Raw genomic sequence first — 19,728 nt, forward strand, 5'->3', positions numbered from 1 at the left:
TCCTAGTACTTTGCCTTGATGAGCCGGCTCAACCAGAAACCGCCGGCGGTAAGCATTAAGGCGGACACTCCCAACATCAGGTATCCGGGAACCGTGCTTGTGAACGTCTTGGAATATTGCGGATTAACTATGATCAGGGCAACGAAGAGGACGATTGGCAGACCCATCAGTACTGCGGCCGACATGCGGCCCTCGGCGCTGAGGGCCTGGACTTGACGCCTGATCTGGTTCCGGTCGCGGATCGTCTCACCGACGTGGTCCAGGACCTCGGCAAGATCGCCGCCCACTTCACGGTGGATTTCGATGGCCTGGGTAATCCAGCCGAAGTCCTCGCTACCTGTTCTCTGCGCGACGTCGTTCATCGATTCCCCGAGTTCGCGGCCGATCCGGGTCTCATTGACGATCCGGCTCAACTCTTCGGACATCGGCGCGTCGCTCTCCTTGGCCGAAGCATCGATGGCACGTAGAAGGCTGTGGCCGGCGCGCATGCTCCCGGTCAGCATCTGCAAAGTGTCCGGCAGCTGTTCATCAAACTTGGCCCGCCGGCGTGAAGTGCGCAGGTGCAAGTAGGCGAGCATTCCTGCCGGGATAGCCACGAGCAACAAGACGGCAGGGAACGGCCCGCCCAGGAAGAAGCCAACGACGGCGCCGACGACGGCGCCCGCCCCCATCATGAGCAGAAAGTCGGCGGGCTGGATTTTGAGCCCGGCACTTTCAAGCTTGTCCCGATCGACCAGGGCGCCGTTGCGCTTCCGGAGCCCTTTGCTGATCACGCCTACGGCAACGTCGGTCAGTTTGGTAAGACCCGACGTTGTGTCGACGACGTCCGGCCGCCGCCTTGAGACCGGAATGACACTTCCGGATTTGAAGACGACGCCGAAGGCGAGGATGACCGCCGCATAGACCAGCAGGACCCCAACGAAAAACAGGCCCGATGGTGCCTCGGTGGCGCCCATTACTTTCCCCTCACAGGATGCGCGCCGAAGACGGTCGGCGAGATCTGAATCCCGAGTTCGATGAACCTGTCCGTGAACCGTGGACGGACACCAGTGGGGACGGGCTTGCCAAGGAAACGCCCCTGGGAGTCGACGCCGGCCGAATAGTCGAAGACGAAAGCATCCTGGAGCGTGACGATGTCGCCTTCCATGCCTTGGACTTCGGTGATATGTGTGACACGGCGGGTACCGTCGCGAAGACGGGATATGTGGACGATCAAGTTGACCGCCGAGGCGATCTGCTCTCGAATGGCCCGGAGCGGCAGATCCAGTCCGGCCATGAGGACCAGGGTCTCCAACCGGGCCACTGCATCCCGGGGGGAGTTGGCGTGGACTGTTGAGATTGAACCGTCATGGCCGGTGTTCATTGCCTGCAGCATGTCGAGTGACTCGCCGCCCCGGACCTCACCCACGACGATCCTGTCCGGCCTCATGCGCAGGGAGTTTCGGACCAGCTCCCGAATCGATACTTCACCCTGGCCCTCGATGTTTGCCGGCCGGCTCTCCAGCCTGACCACGTGGTCCTGTTGCAGCTGGAGTTCCACCGCATCTTCGATCGTGACAATCCGGTCCGTGGCCGGTATGAAGGAAGAGAGCACGTTGAGCATGGTGGTTTTGCCCGTGCCGGTGCCGCCGGAAACGATGATGTTCATCCGGGCCAGCACGCAGGCTTCGAGCAGCTCAGCCATTTCAGGGGAGAGGCTTCCAAACTGGATGAGCTTTTCCACCGTCAGGGCCTCGCGGCCGAATTTGCGAATCGTCAGCGACGCTCCGTTGACCGCCAGGGGCGGAATGATGGCATTGACGCGCGAGCCGTCAGCCAAACGCGCATCCACCAGGGGCGACGACTCGTCGATGCGCCGGCCCACTCGGGAAACTATGCGCTCGATGACCCGGCGGAGGGCATCCTCGCCGCTGAATTTCGCGTCCGTAAGGAACAGTTGCCCGTTTCGTTCCACATAGATCTGGTCCGCCCGGTTCACCATTATTTCCGTCACCGTGGGGTCTTCCAGGTACCGCTCCAGCGGACCGTGGCCTAAGACGTCATCGATGATTTCCTTTGTGAGCCGCTGGCGTTCCCCGGACGAAAGAGGCACCTGTTCCTCGTCAACCACGATTTTCAATTCGTCTTTGACGTATTTGTGGAGCTCGGCATCATCGAGGGAGGAATCAGTCAGCCGGGAACCGAGGCGCTCATACAGCGCTTGGCTGGCCCGTTCCTTGAGCCCGGCCAGGGCTTCGCTGGCTATGCCGGCAGTCGGGCGGTGCTCAACGACGGACGCCGTTGACTGTTCCGCGACGTGGGCTTCATGGATGAATCCCAGGGTGGCCGGTGCGGCGAAAGGAGCCGTCGGCACCACGGTGGTGGGCAAATCGTCGATGTCGGAATGGAGCCTCTCAAACCTCTTGGAGAGTGTCACTGTACAACCGCCCTTCGGTGGAGCTTCTTATGCGGCCGGGCTTCCCAGTTGGGTTTGAACCGGTCGACCAGTTGGCGAAGGCCTTTGAGCGCCGCATCCCGGCTGCCGTCCTGCAACAGGGGGATCCCTTTGTTGGTCGAGAACGGAAGTGTCCTGGAACGAGGCAGGACAATGTCGACGGGAGCGCCGATCGTGGCCTCAATATCCTGCAGCGTGAGTCCGGTTTTCTTGTCAGCCATGTTCAGGACGATGTGCCGGTTGGCGGGCATCAGCTCGAGCTCGGACAGGATCTGGAACCCGGTCCGGATTCCCCGGATGCTGGGAATATCCATTCCGCAGACCCATACCGCGTCTGTGGCTCGTTCGAGCACAGCCAGAACGTGCTCGCCCAGGCCCGGGGCGGTATCAACAACCACGTACTGGAATTCGGCCTTGAGCTGTGTCAGAAGATGAGAAATATGCTCCCCCGTGATTTTGTCCATTTCGATCGGGTTCTTTGGGGCACACAGCGCGTAGATGTTCGCCGGGTGCATCGTGAGGTAGGTCTTGAGCACCATCGCGTCCTGGGTTGCGGCGCCGGCAACGGCATCCGTAATAGTGAACTCAGGTTGCAGCAGGAGCCCGCTGGCGACGTCCCCGAACTGGAGGTCGAGGTCAACAATGACAACGCTCATCGGCGCAGCCTGGCCCAAACCGACGGCCAGGTTCGTGGCGAGGGTGGTCTTTCCGACCCCGCCCTTGGGCGACATCACCGCAATGATGCGGCCACCATCGGCCATGGGGCCTTCCCCCGCCGTCGGACCGAGCCCGCGCCGCCGTCCGGCAGCGGCCAACCCGGCCCGCTCCACCGCCGCGCGGATAGTGTCGGTGTCCGCGTCCGGGGACAGCAGATCCCGGACGCCGGATCGCATTGACTGCAACGTGGTGGCGGGGTCTTCCTCGGCTACCAGCAGGATACTGATCTCCGGAAATTGCAGATCAACTATGCTGGCGAACTTGAGCGCATCGACGATCGGCAGTTCCGGGCCCAGGATCAGGACCTCCGGCGGTTCTCCGCTCAGTTGGCTCAACACTTCGTCGGGCCCGGAGGGAAGATAGGCTGCCTGGAAATAGTGCAGCGTTCCCCGCATGGGGGCGGTCGCCAGCCGCACCCGGCGCTCGTACTCGGCATTCGGAGTGATCAGAATGAAACGGCTCATCGGAACAACCTCGTCTTGTCCAGGACTCCGGGGGAGTTTTCTATGGCGTCAGCCGGCTCACGGGAGAGATATATTTTTCCGAATTCCGCGGCATAGACCAGCTTTTCGGCGTCGGCCGCATTTCGGGCAAGGGTAACCAGGTACGTATCGCTGGAATTCTGTTTCTGGTTATCGGCGGTCAGGGCGCCCTGGCTTGTGCCCTGCTGGGCCTGCGCCTCTGTCTGGGCGGCAGCGCCGGAGCTGAACTGGACACCTGTGACCAGGACCTTGTGGAAGACCAGTTGCGTCGCGTTTCCGACCGTAGCCTGCCCGCCTGTGGTGGCTGACGTGTCGCTGCTCGCCGAGATGAAGATGCCCACTGTGTCGCCGGCCTCCACCCGGCCGCCGACAACGCGGTCGATGCCGAGCCGGAACGTGATTTCCTGGAGACCAGCGGGGACCTTTACCCGTGCCGGGCCCAGATAGGCGTTGGCTTCAACAAGCCGGCTGTTGAGCAGCTGCTCGCCAGGGACCAAGGCCACCGAAGTGACTTTGTTACCCAAGGACGCTAGGTCCGCCACTCCGTCCGCTGCCGCGGCGCCAACCGGGACTGACTTGGTGACGACGTAGTCACTGAGCTTGTCCGCGGGTGTCCCTGCGGCCACATCCTGTTTGACGACCAGGACGTTGGTTGTTTCGGTGTTTGCGAGGGCCCGTTTATCGGCGCCCTGGACGTAGTTGAAAAGAATGATGGTTCCTATGACGGCCACAACGAGTGCGGCGATGCCCCCCAGCAGGCGAGTTTTCAATTTTTTCCCCTTAGAACTGCGTTACTTGATGAGATGAGGAGGTAGGTCAACCCCGCCGCCGGTGTAGCCGCCGCCCCCGTACAACGTGGGGTCGGCCACCCATGAGACGAACCTGCCGCGGATGCCGCGGTCTGATCCGCCAAGACCCGTCAGGTCACCTCCGGTCATGCCTGGAAAGCTGTAGCCGACCAGCATGAATGCTGCATAACCCTTGATGTAGTACTTGGCGTTGGATCCTGTCCCCGACGCAGTGGAAAAGACCGGAAACAGCACCACCGTGTTCAGGTAGCTCTCGATGAGCGGCTTGCAGTCCGATGGCATGCTGAGGCCGGTTTTTGTCATCGCATATGGATCCGTGATGCCTGGCGTGGCCGGATCGTCGGCGAAGACCGTCGTGGCACACTCGCCTGGATTCGTCAGCAACCACTCAAAGCCACCGGGGATGACACCCCCCGAAGGGCTGTCACTGGTGCAGGTCTCGCTGCCATGCGTGAGGATCGTGTGCAGCGACCCGTCGACGTCAAACTGGCAGGGAGCGAACGTGAGCGGAAGGGCAGCAGGTCCAGACCCGGGCGATCCCCACGTTGCGGTTGCCTGTGCTCCGACCGTTACCGGGCCGGAGTTCAGTGCGTTCGCAAACATCTTTGTCAGGAAACCGGAGCCGCCGTTCTTGGTGGACGTCGTCACCGTAACCTGGCCGGCAACGCTGAGATCGACGCTGGCGGCGCTTTCGTTGTCATTGGAGTTGGCGTTGGCCAGCGGAACGGCGAGAGCGGACGTGCAGGGGCCGGTCTCGCAACTTCGTGCGACCGCGAGTGCTCCAGCGTCCGCACCGTTCTGCAGCTGGGCACGTTCGGCATAGATCTGTCCAACATCGACCGCTACCGCTCCGACCCCGATGAGGGCCATCATCATCAGGCCGACGATCACTCCCGCTGCCCCGCGTTCAGAGTCATGGGGATTCGCACTTCCGATTAGCCGCCGCATTGCATGGCTCCTTTGCCGGTGAGGATCAAAGAGGATCCGAAGAATCCGGTGAGTGACGTGCCCGTGTACTTGACGTTCACCACCGACGTCGGAGTCGGGGTTGTGGACGGGCAGGCCGCGGCCGAATAGTCGAAGGTCAGCAGCCCGGTATTGATCGACGGCGCGCCGGCTTTGCCGGCGGCGGTCGCCTTCACGGTGTCCTTCGTAATGGCCATGGTCCTGGCGGCTTCACGGGACGCCTGCGTCACTGAGACCTGGACGTTGTAGGCGTTGGCAAACTCGACCACGCCGATGATCAGGGCGATGAGCACGGGAGCGACTAGCGCGAATTCGACGGCCACTGCACCGCGCTCACGGTTGCTGGCTGGTTTTCTGCTGCGTTTCAACGGGTCCCCCTGGACAGTTGCAGCGTGAATTAAGTGTGGGTGTGCCGCGCATTCGCGCGGCACACCCGTTGGGCCTGAACTACCATCCGCCGACAGTGCCGGCGAGACCACTGAAGAACAGGTTGAGGTTGGTGCCGAACGCGGTCACGCCAATGACGATGACCAGTGCGATGAGACCGACAAGCAGCGAGTACTCGGTTGCCGTTGCACCCTTTTCGGCGGAGGCTCGATCAGTGGCCGAGACCAGAAAAGCCTGAACGGCGAGCATGAACTTCAACATGGCGGTGAGACCTTCCCGTATCGCGTTCCCGGTTACCAGGCGCCGACCTTGGCGGCGAGGCCGCTGAAGAAGAGGTTGAGGTTGGTGCCGAACGCGGTCACGCCGATGACGATGACCAGGGCGATGAGACCGACAAGCAGGGAGTACTCGGTTGCCGTGGCTCCCTTTTCAGATTCGAGCTTTTCCTTGACGCCGGCGACAAATGCGAGCATTGAGATCATGAGACCAGTCATTGTGAATTCCTTTTCCAGAGTTTTTGAATGTAAAACGGAATTCCAGCAAATCCCCTTTTGCTAACCCCCTGGAGCTCCGTTGGGTCAACAATTGCATGGCGATTAACGGCACAGCAATGCATCGGAATACTCGAATTTTCTGGGTGGAAATGGAGGCACCACCTGTGCCTGTTTGCCGGAGTACTCAGTTCGGGGCGGAGACCGCGGATCAACTACGTGGTTTGATACGCCCGCTTACTAATGAGGTCAGAGATACAGCAGTTACAGGAGTTACGGAATAAGCAGGATGATGGCGAGCCCTGCTGCCAGCATCGAGGGCCCGTAGGCCACCTCTTGTGGCTTGTTTTCGCGGTTTTTCAGCACCAGAACGATGGAGGCGAGACCGCCGGCAATGAACGCCAGGGCCCCGCCGTAGAAAAGCTGCGCCCAGCCTAGGTAGCCCAAGTACAGTCCAAGTGGTGCGGCGAGCTTCACGTCACCCATTCCGAGGCCGTTTCCGCTGGTCAAGGCCAAAATTAAGTAAAAAAAGAACAAGATTGCGGCCCCGGCGGCTCCGCGAAGCAGGTCTCCGGCAGCTCCCGAGGCCAGTGCAGCGAAGCCCAGTAGCGCGAGGCCGGCCCCAAACAGGGGCCCCACGAGCCGGTTTGGCAGCAATTGATGCACGATATCGATGCGCGCCAAAGGAATAGCGAAAATGCCAAGTAATACGTAAGCGGGAAGTTCGGCCGCACTGCCGAACCGCCAGGCCAGCAGAGCCGAGAGGACAAAGGTGACCGCCGCCGTCGTGATTCTCAGGCGTATGGTGGGTTCGCCGGCCAGTTGGGGGAGGGCCCGCCGGACAAGGGCGTCCGCCAGCAGTCCCAGGCACATTCCGGCCAGCCCGATCCCGGCAATAAACAGCGGCGATGCGGAGCCTGCGGCGGCGGTGTCGAACACTGTTCCTCCAGGGATGCGGCGGGCCGGCGGCGGGCTGGATGCATCCGGACACCCCATTTTGACCCAGACGCACGTCTTCCGCTATTCTTGGTAGTCGTTGTGCGTGTCCTTCTCGATGATGCGTGCCCGCTTGGGAATCCGGTTGCAGGATGACTACCCGACGTGCACATTCGAGACTTCAGGATGACTGGTTACATAGAGCCCTCACCTCTGTTCCGGTAACGCATAGATAGTAGGTGCACCTTTGTGTGACGCCTAAAACAAGAACGCCAGAACAAGAACGAGGCAAACACCGTGCGTACGTACACCCCGAAGCCCGGCGATATCAACCGCCAGTGGCACGTCATTGACGCCACCGACGTTGTCCTTGGTCGTCTTGCCAGCCAGACCGCAATCCTGCTGCGCGGCAAGCACAAGGCCACCTTTGCGTCCCACATGGACATGGGCGACTTCGTCATCATCATCAACGCTGAAAAGGTTGCCCTCACCGGCGCCAAGCTGGAGCAGAAGCGCGCATACCGCCACTCCGGTTACCCGGGCGGCCTGACCTCGGTCACCTACGCGGAGCTGCTGGAATCCAACCCGGTCCGCGCCGTGGAGAAGGCCATCAAGGGCATGCTCCCGAAGAACTCCCTCGCTGCACAGCAGCTGGGCAAGCTGAAGGTCTACAAGGGTGCCGAGCACCCCCACGCCGCCCAGCAGCCCAAGACTTACGAAATCACCCAGGTCGCCCAGTAGTCCTGGCCACCAACCAACTTTTAATCAAGGAGAATCGTGGCTCAGAACGAAGAACTGACCACCGAGGCCGTTGTGGCTGAGGAAAACCTGACCAGCTACACCTCGGAAAGCGGTCCTGCGGAAGCAGAAGCGCCCAAGAAGGAACGCCCGGCCCTCACGGTTGCCGGCGCAGCAGTTGGCCGTCGCAAGGAAGCCGTCGCACGCGTTCGTATCGTGCCCGGCACCGGCAAGTGGACCATCAACGGCCGCGAGCTGGCGAACTACTTCCCGAACAAACTGCACCAGCAGGACGTCAACGAGCCCTTCAAGATCCTTGATCTTGACGGCGCCTACGACGTCATTGCCCGCATCCACGGTGGCGGCATCTCCGGCCAGGCCGGTGCCCTGCGCCTCGGCATCGCCCGTTCACTGAACGAGATCGACACCGAGAACAACCGCGCCACCCTGAAGAAGGCCGGTTACCTGCGCCGTGACGCCCGCGTCATCGAGCGCAAGAAGGCCGGCCTCAAGAAGGCCCGTAAGGCTCAGCAGTACTCGAAGCGTTAATCCCGCTTGCCGAAAGCCCGTTCCGCCATTGTGGCGGGGCGGGCTTTCGCCGTTTCCGGAAGGCTGTAGCCGCCGAGAGTGCTGCCGCACAGGGGCCCCAGGCGCGCGGCAGGGCACATCAGGGCGCGAGCCGGTAGACAGTGCTGCCGTCCATGTTCTGGGGCGTGTAGTTCGCGCGCACCCAAGCCTGAATTGCCATAAGGTCGGAGCTGTTACCCGGGACCTCAAGCTGCGCAGGTTGTTCCACCAGGTAGCACACCCTGCCCGACGCCACCCATTGCTGGAACCGCTCAAGGCTGGGACTTGGATCGAGCGCGGCAAAACCGCCCAATGGCAGGATTGCCCGGCCGGTCTCCAACTGGAAGCGCGCCGCGGTCTGGCCCGGGTAAGTCGCAGCGGCCCACGTGCACGCCGGATCTGCCGCCATAAGGGTTTCGGCCACCGTGGAATTCGGAGCGTGGCCTATGCCCAGCCCCGTGACCCAAGCAGGGTTACCCGACTTGGCGTCCCGTAAGAACCGGCTCAGCGTGTTCTCGCTTCTGGTGACGCTTCCCGATAACGGATTCGACCCGGCCTGGGGCGTACCTGCCGTGACGATGGCAGTCGCGACAGGACCGATCAGAAGCCCGCCGATTGCGGCGGCTGCTGCAACCCGCTCCAAATGCGGCCACGGCGCAGGGGACGCCAATAGCGCGGCCGATAGCAGCACACCGACGAGGATTACTGTCCCGGGCTCCAGTGGCAGCGCGACTCCCAGCTGCCACATGGCATAGGAGCAAATCGCGCTGAGCACCAGCCCGACCACCACGAGGAGTCGCGCGGGCGCTGTCCTCCGCACCTCAAACATCATGAAGGCCCCGATGGCGCAGGTGAGTGCCAGCGGCGGGGCGAGCGAGGCCGTGTAGTACGAGTGGAAGCTGTTCCCCATGAAGCTGAGCGTTCCGTACGTGGTGATCAACCAAACGGCAGAGACGCCGGCCAAGACCGACTGGGGCCTGTTGAATCGGCGCCGGAAGAGCCGCCAGAAAATAGCCACAGCGCTGAGGATACCGGGAGCAAGTAACCAGCCAATTTCCTGGCCGTAGTTCATGTTTAGTAGCCGGAGGAAGCCCGCGTCGGAGCTGGCTTCCCGCAGGGCTGCGGGAAGCAGCGCCGCGCTGGGGTCATCTTCGTGCTGGAGCACACGATCAATTCCGTTGTAGCCCAGTGTTAGCTCGAGGACGCTGTTGGTCGTGGACCCGCCCACGAACGGACGCTGATCGGCCGGCGTTAGATCTACGGCCAGGGGCCAGGCCAATGAAACGCAGATGAGGATCGCTCCAGAACCGGCGATAGCTAATAGCCGTTTCTTCCAGGATGTCCGAACTGAGGCGAGAAAAACTACTACGAGGGCCGGGAGGACCAGGAATGCCTGAAGCTGTTTTGTCAGAAAGCCCAAACCCAGCAGAAGGGCGGCCAGGAAGAGCAGCCGCGGCCTCGCTTCCTCCGTGGCGCGGACGCCGGCATAAACCGCAGTCAGCATCAGGAAGATCATCAAGGGATCGGGATTGTTGTAACGTGCCAGCAGAACGGTGATGGGCGTTAAGGCGAAGATCGCGCCGGCCAGAAGAGCGCAATATGAGGGGAAGTATCTGCGCACCAACGCGTAGACGATGAAGGTGCTGCTGAGGGTCAGGATCGCCTGCGGGAGCAGGATTGACCAAGAGTTGAAGCCGAACAGCCAGACAGAGATCCCCATGACCCAGAGGCTCAGTGGTGGCTTATCCACCGAGATTGAATTTCCCCAGTCGGAGGACCCAAAAAAGAAGGCGGAGGGATTATGCTGGCCGGCCTGCACTGCAGCTGAATAGTAGGCATTCGCCCAGCCGTTCTGATCCAATTTCCACACGTAAAGCAAAGACGTGACTAACAGGAGCCCTATGAGTGCCGGACGTTCCCACGGCTGGTGGTCGGCTGGGCCCCGCCAGAAGGTTCTCAGTGAAAACCGGCAACGGGCCGAGAACGATGAGGTACTGGACACGGACCCACCGGATGATGGAGCGATTGCGTCAGTTTCGGAGGTCATAGAGTCGGACGCCGTCAATTGTTTGCTCCTTGAAGTTTTCCTTCACCCATTGCGAGATCTCTACAGTTTCCGGACTCAGTTCGTTGCGCTCCAACAGATCCTGCTGCCAGATGAAGTATCCGATTCGTCCGTCCGCCACCAGCTTTTTGAACTGGTCGGGGGTGGGTGAAGGATCAGTGCCGAGCCAGCCGCCCAGTGGTATCACCGGCCGCCCTGACTCCAGCTGGTAGAGGGCCGCATTCTGAGCGGAGTAGGTTGCGGCGGCCCAGTCGTGCTCACCCGCCGTTTGGCGCAGCATTTCCAGGACCAAAACGGCGGGTTTTGCCCCGAACGCGGTCTGGGTGGCCCAAGCAGGGGTGCCGGCCTTCACCCCGACGAGGTGCCTTGAGATGGCCCGCGGGTCGTTGGCAACGGGGCCGGACTGGGGATTTGTGCCCTTTTGCGGGACTGACACGGTGTAAACATCGGCCCCGATCGGCCCCACCAAGAGACCCACGGCAACGACAGCCAACGTCGCCCGCCTCCACTGCAGTGACCTGCTGAAGAGCCAGCCAACCACGGCGGCCACACCTGTGAGCACAACCAACGCCCTGAACCACATAGGCCACTCATCGCTGTAGTTGAGCACCCTCACCGCCATATACGTCGAGGCGCCGACAACGACAGCCCCAATGAGCCGGGTCACCCATCTGTCTCTCCGTTGCCACAGGACCGAAAGGCCAATGGGAACAACAAGTGCAATTGGGGCGGCGAGAGAAAACGTATAGTACGTGTGGATCATCGTTCCCATATAGCAGAGGAGAACGAGCGCCGTGGCAAACCAGACGACGGCGAGAGCGGCTACTTCCTGTTGCACAGCGTTGAAGTTCAGAGTCCGGCCCAGCACGACCAGGAGGATAGCGAGAGCTATGGCCGGGAATAACAGCCATGCGATTTCGGGCGCAAAGTTTCCATCGAACATCCGGGAGAACCCGCCGTTGTAAGGCGCCAACTCGTCATTGCCGGGACGGGGGCGGTCACCCGAGGCCGTTATCGGGATCTGGATGAACCGGGCAAGCCCGTTGTAATCGAGCGTCAATTCGAGGGCGCTGTTTGTCATCGACCCTCCGATGTAAGGCCGCTGTGAAGCCGGCGTGAATTCCACCGCTACCAGCCAAGTTGCTGATGTCACCAGCAACGCCCCCGCCGCGACGAACAGCTGCCTGACGCGCGACCCCAAGCGGCCGCGGCTGAACATGAGCACCGCAACGCACAGGGCCGGAACTATCACGAACGCCTGGACCTGCTTGGCCATAAAGGCCAATCCCAGCAGCAGTCCCGCGGCAGCAAAAGTCCTCAGCCTCCCGCTGTCCATGGCTTTCAGCGCGAGGTAGGCAGTGCCAACTGTCAATAGCCCCATCAGCGGTTCCGGATTGTTAAACCTGGACATCAGGAAGACCACCGGAGTGGCTGCGTAGATTGCACCGGCCAACAACGACGGGGCGGCACCGAAACCGCGGCGGACGATCTTGTAGATCAGATACGTAGTGGCGACCCCCATCAGCGCCTGAGGCACCAGGATGCTCCAACTGTTCAAACCAAACAGCCTGACGGACAGCGACATCACCCAAATGCTCAGCGGCGTCTTGTCGACGGTGATGAGATTGCCCCACTCAAAAGACCCGAAGAAGAATGCCGTCCAGTCCTTGGAACCTGCCTGCGCGGCCGCCGAATAGTAGGGATTGGCCCAGCCATTGCTGTCGAGCCCCCACAGAAAGAATATTGCAGTGGCTGCAAGGAGCGACGCCAGCCCCACCCGCTCCCACCGTGACGATCCTTGCTCCGGGTACTCGGTCGCTTGTTTCGCGGCCCCGGAGGCCGTGACCAGCGTCAACGGACTGGTTCCTGGGCCGGATTCAAGGGAAGGCCGTAAGACAGTTCGTCGCTGCGGCGGACACGGAACACCCAGGCCCGCAGCAGGACGAACCTGAGAAGCGTCGCGAGAACATTCGCCCCGGTCAGGACGAGGAGCTCGTGGCTCGGAGCAGCGTCGACATTGACAGCATGAAGAATGGTCAGTGCGGACGAGGTAATAGTCCATGCGAGCAGGAAGACCACAAGTCCCTGGAACTGTTGGGTGAAGAGCCTTGCCGGGCCACTAATGCCGAATGTGAACCTGCGGTTGGCTGCGGTATTACCAACGGCGGTCAGAAGCAGCGCCAGGAAGTTCGCCTGCTGTGCGCCAAAGGGTGCTTGCAGGACCAGGTAGAGCAAGGCAAAAGCTATGGTCGAAGCCGCTCCCACCAATCCGAAACGGAGTACTTGGCCGAAGAAACTAGGCCGGCCGGGCGGCACTATGGGCCGGCGGCCCAGTTCCGCGTAAATGGCCTGGACCGGAATCGTTCCCCGCACCAGCGATCCTGCAACGCGGACCAGGCCCCGCAGGTCATCCAACGCAGTTTGCTTGATGTCGACCCTGCTGTCCGGGTCGTCAACCCAGTCCACGGGAATTTCGTGAATCCGCAGGCCGGAGCGCTCCGCGATAATCAGCAGTTCAGTGTCGAAGAACCAGCCGTTGTCCTCGACATGCGGCAGCAGCTTCCGTGCTACGTCGGCGCGGATAGCTTTGAACCCGCATTGCGCGTCAGAGAACCTCACCTGCATGGTCCTTTTGAGGAGATAGTTGTAGGACCGGGAAATAAACTCACGCTTGGGGCCGCGGCTGACCCTGGAACTCTGGCCGAGCCTGGTCCCAATGGAGATATCCGAATGTCCGGACAACAGGGGAGCCACCAGTGGCGGCAACGCCGCGAGGTCGGTTGAGAGGTCCACATCCAAATAGGCAAGGACTTTGGCTGAGGAGGCCCCCCAGGCATCGCGCAGGGCGAAACCGCGGCCCTTAACGTCAAGCCTGCGATAGGCAACGTTAGGTAATTGCGCGGCCAGCCGCGTGGCAATAGCAGCGGTATTATCCGTGCTGGCATTGTCCGCGATGGTAATTTGCCACGTCGATGGCATTTCCTGCGATAAATACGTCGCGAGCTTTGTGATGCTGTTTTCGAGTACCAATTGTTCATTAAAGACCGGTACCACGATTTCGAGCGCCAAGCCCCCAGAGCTAGGTGTCATGCGTCGAAGCCTAAACGGCTACTGATTGCCTGGCGAGTGTTTTGGAAAAATAGAGTACACGGGAATGGAAAACCAAGTAGTCGGCGCCCCATTTGTACCGAAACGGCTCTTCACTGCCCACACAGGGTTCCCGCTGAAGCCTGGACATCGGTCCCTTGAAACCTCGTCGCGTCGGGCCGCGGCCCGCGCTCAGCCCCCGCATCGTCTAAACTTGACACGATGTCTAGATTATTTGGAACAGATGGTGTCCGGGGTTTGGCTAACGGCCTGCTGACGGCCGAGTTGGCGTTGCAGCTGGCCCAGGCCGCCGCCGTCGTGCTCGGCCATGGCCGCAATACCAGCGGAACACGGCCGCGCGCCGTAGTTGCGCGCGACCCACGCGCCAGCGGTGAGTTCATCGCGGCCGCCGTGGAAGCAGGGCTGTCCAGCTCCGGGATCGACGTTTATGACGCCGGGGTACTTCCGACCCCGGCCGCGGCCTATCTGGTGGCGGACCTGGACGCGGATTTTGGCGTGATGATTTCCGCCTCGCACAACCCCGCCCCGGACAACGGCATCAAGTTCTTCGCCCGCGGCGGCCAGAAACTCCCTGACGCCGTGGAAGACGCCATCGAGGAACAGCTCAGCAAAGAGCCTTTCCGCCCGATTGGGGGAGAGGTCGGCCGGATCCAGCGCTTCTCCGACGCTGAAGACCGCTACATCGTGCACCTGCTGGGCACGCTCCCGCACCGCCTGGACGGGCTAAAAGTGGTGCTGGACTGTGCCCATGGTGCGGCGAGCGGCTGTTCCCCCCAGGTCTTCAAGGATGCCGGCGCCGACGTAATTGTCATCGGTGCCGAACCGGATGGCCTCAACATCAACGACGGCGTCGGTTCCACCCACCTGGGGCCGCTCAAGCAAGCGGTCCTGGAACACGGCGCAGACCTGGGCATTGCCCACGACGGCGACGCCGACCGCTGCCTGGCAGTGGACCACGAAGGCGGCGAAGTCGACGGCGATGAGATCATGGCCATCCTCGCCGTGGCCCTGAAGGCTTCGGGCAAGCTCAAGGACGACGTCCTGGTGGCGACCGTGATGAGCAACCTCGGACTCAAGATCGCACTGCGCGAGGCCGGCATCACCCTGCTCGAAACCGGCGTGGGCGACCGCTACGTCCTGGAAGGGATGCGCGAAGGTGGCTTCAACCTCGGCGGCGAGCAGTCCGGCCACGTCATCTTTGCCGACCACGCCACCACAGGCGACGGCGTACTCACCGGCCTGCAGATTGCCGCCCAGGTCGCCCTCACGGGCCGCCCGCTGAAGGAACTGGCCGCGGTGATGACCAAACTTCCACAGGTCCTGATCAACGTCAGGGGCGTGGACCGCACCCGGGTCAAGGGCGACGACGCCGTGGCGGAGGCCGTGGCCCTCGCTGAGGCCGAGCTCGGCGACACCGGCCGCGTGCTCCTGCGCCCCTCCGGGACCGAACCGGTGGTGCGCGTCATGGTTGAAGCAGCGTCGCAGGAAACCGCCCAGGACGTCGCGGAACGCCTGGCGCAGGTGGTTCGGACCGAGCTGGCTTTGGAGCTCGTCGCGGACTGAACCGGGCCCACAACTGACATAACAATGGCGCGTCCCCTCGGACGCGCCATTGTTATGTGCCGGGGTTGTTACCGGGCGCGCTCTGTCCGGAGGGCGTCGCGGATTTCGGTGAGCAGGGCGATTTGCGGATCCTCGGCCGCTTCTTCCTTGACGTCCGCGTTGATGCCGAGGCGGCGGTTGCGCCGTTCGATCATGTGGTTCATGGGCACCACAACAACGAAGTAGATGGCAGCCGCGACCAGGAGGAAGTTGACGATCGCCGTCAGCAACACCCCAAACTTAATGTCGTTGCCGTTCAGGGTGACGACGGCGAAGCTGTCGAAATTGGGCGAACCGACCAGGCCTGCGATGAACGGCATGAGGACGCTCTGGACCAATGCCGTTACCACGGCGCCAAATGCGGCACCGATGACGACTGCGACGGCAAGGTCGACGACGTTGCCCTTGAGAATGAAGTTCTTGAATCCGGTTAGCATGCCCCCACGCTAGCCCAGCCGCGTGAACGCCCTGTGTCGCGGAGGTAAGTATTGCGGTCCGTGTCGTGCCGTTACAGGGCCGTCACAGGTAGGCCGGGGCCGCCTCGAGTCCGAAGTACTCCTCGAGGGTCGCGACGCCCCGGGTGTTCATGTCGGTTGCCGCCTCCACGCCCACGAAGCGAAGGTGCCAGGGCTCGTAGTAGTAGCCGGTGATCTCATGGAACATCCAGGGGTAGCGGACCACGAAGCCGAACAGGTGGGCATTGGCTTTCGCCCAAACCGCGGCCGGCTGGTTGGCGAACGCCGGAGTGAAGCTGTCCCGGCCGCTGCCGTCGCCGATGTCGAAGGACCAGCCCGTCTGGTGTTCCGAATAGCCTGGCCGCGCGGAGGCGGTGTCCGCCGCGGCTTGGCCCTCCGTGTTCACCCACCTGTTATAGGTCGCGATCTGGGTGGTGAAGGAACGGTAGCCGCTCGCGAGGGTCAGGACGACGCCGCCGCCCGCTGCCGCCGCGAACATCTCTTCCGCCGCTCCCGCCGTCGTGCTGTTGAGCAGTGCCGCTTCACCCGAGGTGGCCAAACGCACGCGGGGCTGGACGAGGTCGGCCGGGACGAAAGCGGCGGGGGCGAGCGGACGGTGCTTGTTCACCACCACCCAGGGGCTCGCCGGGTCGGTGAGGGAGTGGCGGGCCGCGGGAGCGGCAGTGGGAGGCGCCGGGGCCGGCGGGGCCGTCGCGGTGGGACTGCCCGGCATGGGCCCAGCGGACGGCGTGGCGGACGCCGTCGTGGTGTTGCCCGCCGACGTCAGTGACGTGGAGGCCGGGGCCGACGGCGTCAGCCCGGACCCCTCCGGGGTGCAGGCGCTCAGGGCTGCGAGTCCGGTTCCTGCCAGCAGCAGGCGGTTGAAGGCCCGCCTGCCGGGCGTGCCGGGGGTGGTCTCCGCCGCCACCGGCCGTTTCCCGGAACCGTCGTGGCACACGTGTGCTAGACCTTGCGCAGCAGCATACGACGAATGGAGTGGTCGGAGTCCTTGGTGAGGACCAGCTGCGCCCGCCCGCGGGTGGGCAGCACGTTCTCCTCAAGGTTCGGCTCGTTGATGCGCTTCCAGATCTCGCGGGCTGTCTGTTCCGCTTCGGCGTCCGAGAGCGTGGCGTAGCGGTGGAAGTAGGAGTCCGGCTGCGCGAACGCCGTGGTCCGAAGTTTGCGGAAGCGGTCCACGTACCACTCCTCAATGTAGGACGTTTTGGCATCAACATAGATGGAAAAATCGAAGAAGTCACTCAGGGCCAGGCCCTGCCGGCCGTCATGCCGCGGCCGGGCCGGCGCCAGGACGTTCAGCCCCTCGACGATCAGCACGTCGGGGCGGCGCACCACCACTTCCTTGCCGGGAACGATGTCATAGGTCACATGGGAGTACCAGGGCGCCCGGACCTCCTCCGCGCCGCCTTTGATTTCGCTCACAAAGCGCAGCAGGGCCCGGCGGTCATAGGACTCGGGGAATCCTTTGCGTTCGAGCAGTTGGCGCCGCTTGAGTTCCGCCAGCGGGTAGAGGAAACCGTCCGTGGTGATGAGCTCAACATTGGGGGTGCCGGGCCAGCGGCGGAGCATCTCGCGGAGCACACGGGCGATGGTCGACTTGCCCACAGCCACCGAGCCGGCGACGCCGATCACAAACGGGGTGCGCTGGGTCTGCTCGCCCAGGAAGGTGGTGGTGGCCGCATGAAGCTGGCCTGCCGCCTCGACATACAGGTGCAGCAGCCGTGACAAGGGGAGATAGACCTCGCGGACTTCCTTCATATCCAAGGGATCGCCGAGGCCGCGGAGACGAAGCACGTCCTCCTCGTTGAGGGGTTGCTCCATCTGGGCAGCGAGCCGGGACCAGGTCTGCCGGTCCAGCTCCACGAACGGGGAGACGCCGTCGCCGTTCGCTTCATTGCGTTGCAAAGTCACCCTAGAGATTCTGCCCTCCGCCGGGCCGAGAGCGAAATGCGCGGTCCTGTCTGGGCGCCAGGTGGGCCCCGTGCGGGCGGCGGGCGGCACGTTGTGGCCGTTCATCCTACGTCCGCTGTCCTGGAAACCCGCTAGGCTTGAGTCCATGTGTGGAATCGTTGGATATGTGGGCCACTCCGCTGGCCGGGTAAATACTGGACACAATGCCCTGGACGTTGTCCTTGAGGGACTGCGGCGCCTGGAATACCGGGGCTACGACTCTGCAGGCATCGCCGTCGTGGCGGACGGCACAATTTCGTCCCGCAAGAAGTCGGGCAAACTGAGCAACCTGATTGCCGAACTCGAGGCCAACCCGCTGCCGGAATCGCTGACCGGCATCGGTCACACGCGCTGGGCGACCCACGGCGGACCGACGGACCGGAACGCCCACCCACATCTCGCCGATGAGGGCAAGCTGGCTGTCATCCACAACGGAATCATCGAAAACTTCGCCGAGCTCAAGCTGGAGCTCGTGCGCAAGGGAGTGACATTCCTCTCCGAGACTGACACCGAAGTTGCCGCCGCGCTCCTGGGCGACATCTACCGGAACCAGCTCCAGGGCGACCCCTCGAAGGGCGGCCTCACCAAGGCCATGCAGCTTGCCTGCCAGCGCCTCGAAGGCGCCTTCACCCTCCTCGCCGTGCACGCGGACCAGCCCGACGTCGTCGTGGCGGCCCGCCGCAACTCCCCGCTCGTCGTCGGCCTCGGCGACGGCGAGAACTTCCTCGGCTCCGACGTCTCCGGCTTCATCGACTACACACGCCGCGCCGTTGAACTCGGCCAGGACCAGATCGTCACCATCACCGCCGACACCGTGGAAATCACCGACTTCTACGGCGCCCCGGCCGAAGGCAAGGAATACCACGTCAACTGGGATCCGGCCTCGGCGGAAAAGGGGGGCTTCCCGTCCTTCATGGAAAAGGAAATCCACGACCAGCCGGACGCCGTCCTGCAGACCCTGCTGGGCCGCTCGGACATCAACGGCAAGCTGACCCTCGACGAGCTCCGGGTTGACCCTGAACTGCTCAAGAACGTCGACAAGATCATCGTCCTGGCCTGCGGAACCTCCGCCTACGCCGGCCAGGTCGCCAAGTACGCGATCGAGCACTGGTGCCGGATCCCCACGGAAGTGGAGCTCTCCCACGAATTCCGCTACCGCGACCCGATCGTGGACGAGAACACCCTGATCGTCTCAATCTCCCAGTCCGGCGAGACCATGGACACCCTGATGGCCGTCCGCTACGCCAAGGAACAGGGCGCCAAGACGGTCTCGATCTGCAACACCAACGGCTCCACGATCCCGCGCGAATCCGACGCCGTGCTCTACACCCACGCCGGCCCGGAAATCGCCGTCGCCTCCACAAAGGCCTTCCTGGCGCAGATCACGGCCGCCTACCTCCTGGGCCTCTACCTGGCCCAGTTGCGCGGCAACAAGTTCCAGGGTGAGATCAAGGACATCCTCGCGGACCTCAACAAGATCCCGGCCAAGATCCAGCAGATCCTCGACAACGAGGCGCAGATCAAGGAGCTCGGCCAGTCCATGGCCGACGCCAAGTCAGTGCTGTTCCTGGGCCGCCACGTCGGCTTCCCGGTGGCGATGGAGGGCGCGCTCAAGCTCAAGGAGCTCGCCTACATCCACGCCGAGGGCTTTGCTGCCGGTGAACTCAAGCACGGCCCGATTGCGCTGATCGAGGAAGGCCAGCCCGTGTTCGTGGTGGTTCCCTCGCCCCGCGGCCGCGACTCACTGCACGCCAAGGTGGTCTCCAACATCCAGGAAGTCCGGGCACGCGGCGCCAAGACGATCGTGATTGCGGAGGAAGGCGACGAGGCCGTCAAGGCCTACGCCGAGCACGTCTTCTACATCCCGGAGACCCCGACGCTGCTGGCCCCGCTGCTCAGCACGGTCCCGCTGCAGATCTTTGCCCTTGCCCTGGCCTCCGCCAAGGGCTACGACGTCGACCAGCCTCGCAACCTGGCCAAGAGCGTGACCGTAGAATAACGCC

19 protein-coding genes are annotated in these 19,728 nt (G+C 62.8%); 4 read left to right on the plus strand and 15 right to left on the minus strand.

Going from position 1 to position 19,728, the window contains the following annotated elements:
* Positions 1–2 precede the first annotated feature (2 nt).
* The 9 genes from GXK59_RS03300 to GXK59_RS03340 all read right to left on the minus strand — a co-directional run bounded on the left by GXK59_RS03300 (position 3) and on the right by GXK59_RS03340 (position 7,225).
* A complete protein-coding gene (locus GXK59_RS03300) occupies positions 3–956 on the minus strand; it encodes a type II secretion system F family protein (protein ID WP_160664347.1) in 954 nt (317 codons plus the stop codon).
* Entirely contained in the window at positions 956–2,353 is a 1,398-nt protein-coding gene (locus tag GXK59_RS03305) for a CpaF family protein (RefSeq protein ID WP_443094302.1), read from the minus strand. Before GXK59_RS03305 ends, GXK59_RS03300 begins: the two co-directional genes overlap by 1 nt.
* Before the next feature lie 59 nt (positions 2,354–2,412).
* Positions 2,413–3,615: an AAA family ATPase gene (locus GXK59_RS03310; RefSeq protein ID WP_160664349.1), complete on the minus strand. Its 1,203-nt coding sequence runs from the start codon at positions 3,613–3,615 to the stop codon at positions 2,413–2,415.
* Entirely contained in the window at positions 3,612–4,403 is a 792-nt protein-coding gene (gene cpaB / locus GXK59_RS03315) for a Flp pilus assembly protein CpaB (protein ID WP_160664351.1), read from the minus strand. The genes GXK59_RS03310 and cpaB overlap by 4 nt, the downstream gene beginning before the upstream one ends.
* Positions 4,404–4,424: 21 nt before the next feature.
* A complete protein-coding gene (locus GXK59_RS03320; RefSeq protein ID WP_237393769.1) occupies positions 4,425–5,333 on the minus strand; it encodes a pilus assembly protein TadG-related protein in 909 nt (302 codons plus the stop codon).
* A gap of 44 nt (positions 5,334–5,377) precedes the next feature.
* On the minus strand, positions 5,378–5,776 hold the full coding sequence (locus tag GXK59_RS03325) for a TadE/TadG family type IV pilus assembly protein (RefSeq protein WP_160664355.1): 399 nt from the start codon (positions 5,774–5,776) through the stop codon (positions 5,378–5,380).
* A 79-nt stretch (positions 5,777–5,855) separates the two neighbouring features.
* The gene (locus tag GXK59_RS03330) at positions 5,856–6,056 is read right to left on the minus strand and encodes a Flp family type IVb pilin (protein WP_160664357.1); all 201 of its coding nucleotides are present in this window, start codon (positions 6,054–6,056) and stop codon (positions 5,856–5,858) included.
* 32 nt (positions 6,057–6,088) lie between these two features.
* Positions 6,089–6,289: a Flp family type IVb pilin gene (locus GXK59_RS03335; RefSeq protein WP_160664359.1), complete on the minus strand. Its 201-nt coding sequence runs from the start codon at positions 6,287–6,289 to the stop codon at positions 6,089–6,091.
* 270 nt (positions 6,290–6,559) lie between these two features.
* Positions 6,560–7,225 (minus strand): prepilin peptidase, encoded by a 666-nt coding sequence (locus tag GXK59_RS03340; RefSeq protein ID WP_237393770.1) that lies wholly within the window; start codon positions 7,223–7,225, stop codon positions 6,560–6,562.
* Positions 7,226–7,519: 294 nt separating this feature from the next.
* On the opposite strand from GXK59_RS03340, the gene rplM reads away from it, so the two are divergent.
* Together rplM and rpsI are read left to right on the plus strand one after the other, a co-directional pair.
* Complete coding sequence (rplM, locus tag GXK59_RS03345) at positions 7,520–7,963, plus strand: 50S ribosomal protein L13 (protein WP_024367145.1); 444 nt, start codon at positions 7,520–7,522, stop codon at positions 7,961–7,963.
* Between the two features lie 36 nt (positions 7,964–7,999).
* Positions 8,000–8,509, plus strand: coding sequence for a 30S ribosomal protein S9 (gene rpsI, locus GXK59_RS03350; RefSeq protein ID WP_024367144.1), 510 nt, complete (start codon positions 8,000–8,002; stop codon positions 8,507–8,509).
* Positions 8,510–8,627: 118 nt separating this feature from the next.
* Here rpsI and GXK59_RS03355 read toward each other — a convergent pair whose 3' ends face one another.
* From GXK59_RS03355 to GXK59_RS03365, 3 genes are all read right to left on the minus strand, one after another.
* Positions 8,628–10,388: an ArnT family glycosyltransferase gene (locus GXK59_RS03355; RefSeq protein WP_160664363.1), complete on the minus strand. Its 1,761-nt coding sequence runs from the start codon at positions 10,386–10,388 to the stop codon at positions 8,628–8,630.
* 169 nt (positions 10,389–10,557) lie between these two features.
* Positions 10,558–12,447 (minus strand): ArnT family glycosyltransferase, encoded by a 1,890-nt coding sequence (locus tag GXK59_RS03360; protein WP_237393771.1) that lies wholly within the window; start codon positions 12,445–12,447, stop codon positions 10,558–10,560.
* Positions 12,444–13,682, minus strand: coding sequence for a bifunctional glycosyltransferase family 2/GtrA family protein (locus tag GXK59_RS03365; protein WP_160664365.1), 1,239 nt, complete (start codon positions 13,680–13,682; stop codon positions 12,444–12,446). Before GXK59_RS03365 ends, GXK59_RS03360 begins: the two co-directional genes overlap by 4 nt.
* A 219-nt stretch (positions 13,683–13,901) precedes the next feature.
* Here GXK59_RS03365 and glmM point away from each other — a divergent pair, with 219 nt between their 5' ends.
* Entirely contained in the window at positions 13,902–15,263 is a 1,362-nt protein-coding gene (gene glmM / locus GXK59_RS03370; RefSeq protein ID WP_160664367.1) for a phosphoglucosamine mutase, read from the plus strand.
* A gap of 68 nt (positions 15,264–15,331) precedes the next feature.
* On the opposite strand, the gene mscL is transcribed toward glmM, so the two are convergent.
* The 3 genes from mscL to coaA all read right to left on the minus strand — a co-directional run bounded on the left by mscL (position 15,332) and on the right by coaA (position 17,833).
* A complete protein-coding gene (gene mscL, locus GXK59_RS03375; RefSeq protein ID WP_024365835.1) occupies positions 15,332–15,739 on the minus strand; it encodes a large conductance mechanosensitive channel protein MscL in 408 nt (135 codons plus the stop codon).
* Between the two features lie 82 nt (positions 15,740–15,821).
* On the minus strand, positions 15,822–16,685 hold the full coding sequence (locus tag GXK59_RS03380) for a M15 family metallopeptidase (RefSeq protein WP_237393772.1): 864 nt from the start codon (positions 16,683–16,685) through the stop codon (positions 15,822–15,824).
* Between the two features lie 35 nt (positions 16,686–16,720).
* The gene (gene coaA / locus GXK59_RS03385; protein WP_443094255.1) at positions 16,721–17,833 is read right to left on the minus strand and encodes a type I pantothenate kinase; all 1,113 of its coding nucleotides are present in this window, start codon (positions 17,831–17,833) and stop codon (positions 16,721–16,723) included.
* Here coaA and glmS point away from each other — a divergent pair.
* Positions 17,832–19,724 carry a glutamine--fructose-6-phosphate transaminase (isomerizing) gene (gene glmS, locus GXK59_RS03390; RefSeq protein ID WP_160664373.1) on the plus strand — a complete coding sequence of 631 codons (1,893 nt, stop codon included), beginning with the start codon at positions 17,832–17,834 and terminating at the stop codon, positions 19,722–19,724. The two genes, coaA and glmS, sit on opposite strands and share 2 nt — an antisense overlap.
* Positions 19,725–19,728: the final 4 nt, after the last annotated feature.

The organism is Pseudarthrobacter sp. ATCC 49987 (assembly GCF_009928425.1).
Taxonomy (GTDB): domain Bacteria; phylum Actinomycetota; class Actinomycetes; order Actinomycetales; family Micrococcaceae; genus Arthrobacter.

Excerpts from the sequence above, each read along its gene's own strand:
- glmS (WP_160664373.1), top strand. The coding sequence starts at position 17,832 with ATGTGTGGAATCGTTGGATATGTGGGCCACTCCGCTGGCCGGGTAAAT.
- GXK59_RS03300 (WP_160664347.1), bottom strand. The coding sequence starts at position 956 with ATGGGCGCCACCGAGGCACCATCGGGCCTGTTTTTCGTTGGGGTCCTG.
- GXK59_RS03310 (WP_160664349.1), bottom strand. The coding sequence starts at position 3,615 with ATGAGCCGTTTCATTCTGATCACTCCGAATGCCGAGTACGAGCGCCGG.
- coaA (WP_443094255.1), bottom strand. The coding sequence starts at position 17,833 with ATGGACTCAAGCCTAGCGGGTTTCCAGGACAGCGGACGTAGGATGAAC.
- GXK59_RS03365 (WP_160664365.1), bottom strand. The coding sequence starts at position 13,682 with ATGACACCTAGCTCTGGGGGCTTGGCGCTCGAAATCGTGGTACCGGTC.
- glmM (WP_160664367.1), top strand. The coding sequence starts at position 13,902 with ATGTCTAGATTATTTGGAACAGATGGTGTCCGGGGTTTGGCTAACGGC.
- GXK59_RS03335 (WP_160664359.1), bottom strand. The coding sequence starts at position 6,289 with ATGACTGGTCTCATGATCTCAATGCTCGCATTTGTCGCCGGCGTCAAG.
- mscL (WP_024365835.1), bottom strand. The coding sequence starts at position 15,739 with ATGCTAACCGGATTCAAGAACTTCATTCTCAAGGGCAACGTCGTCGAC.
- GXK59_RS03330 (WP_160664357.1), bottom strand. The coding sequence starts at position 6,056 with ATGTTGAAGTTCATGCTCGCCGTTCAGGCTTTTCTGGTCTCGGCCACT.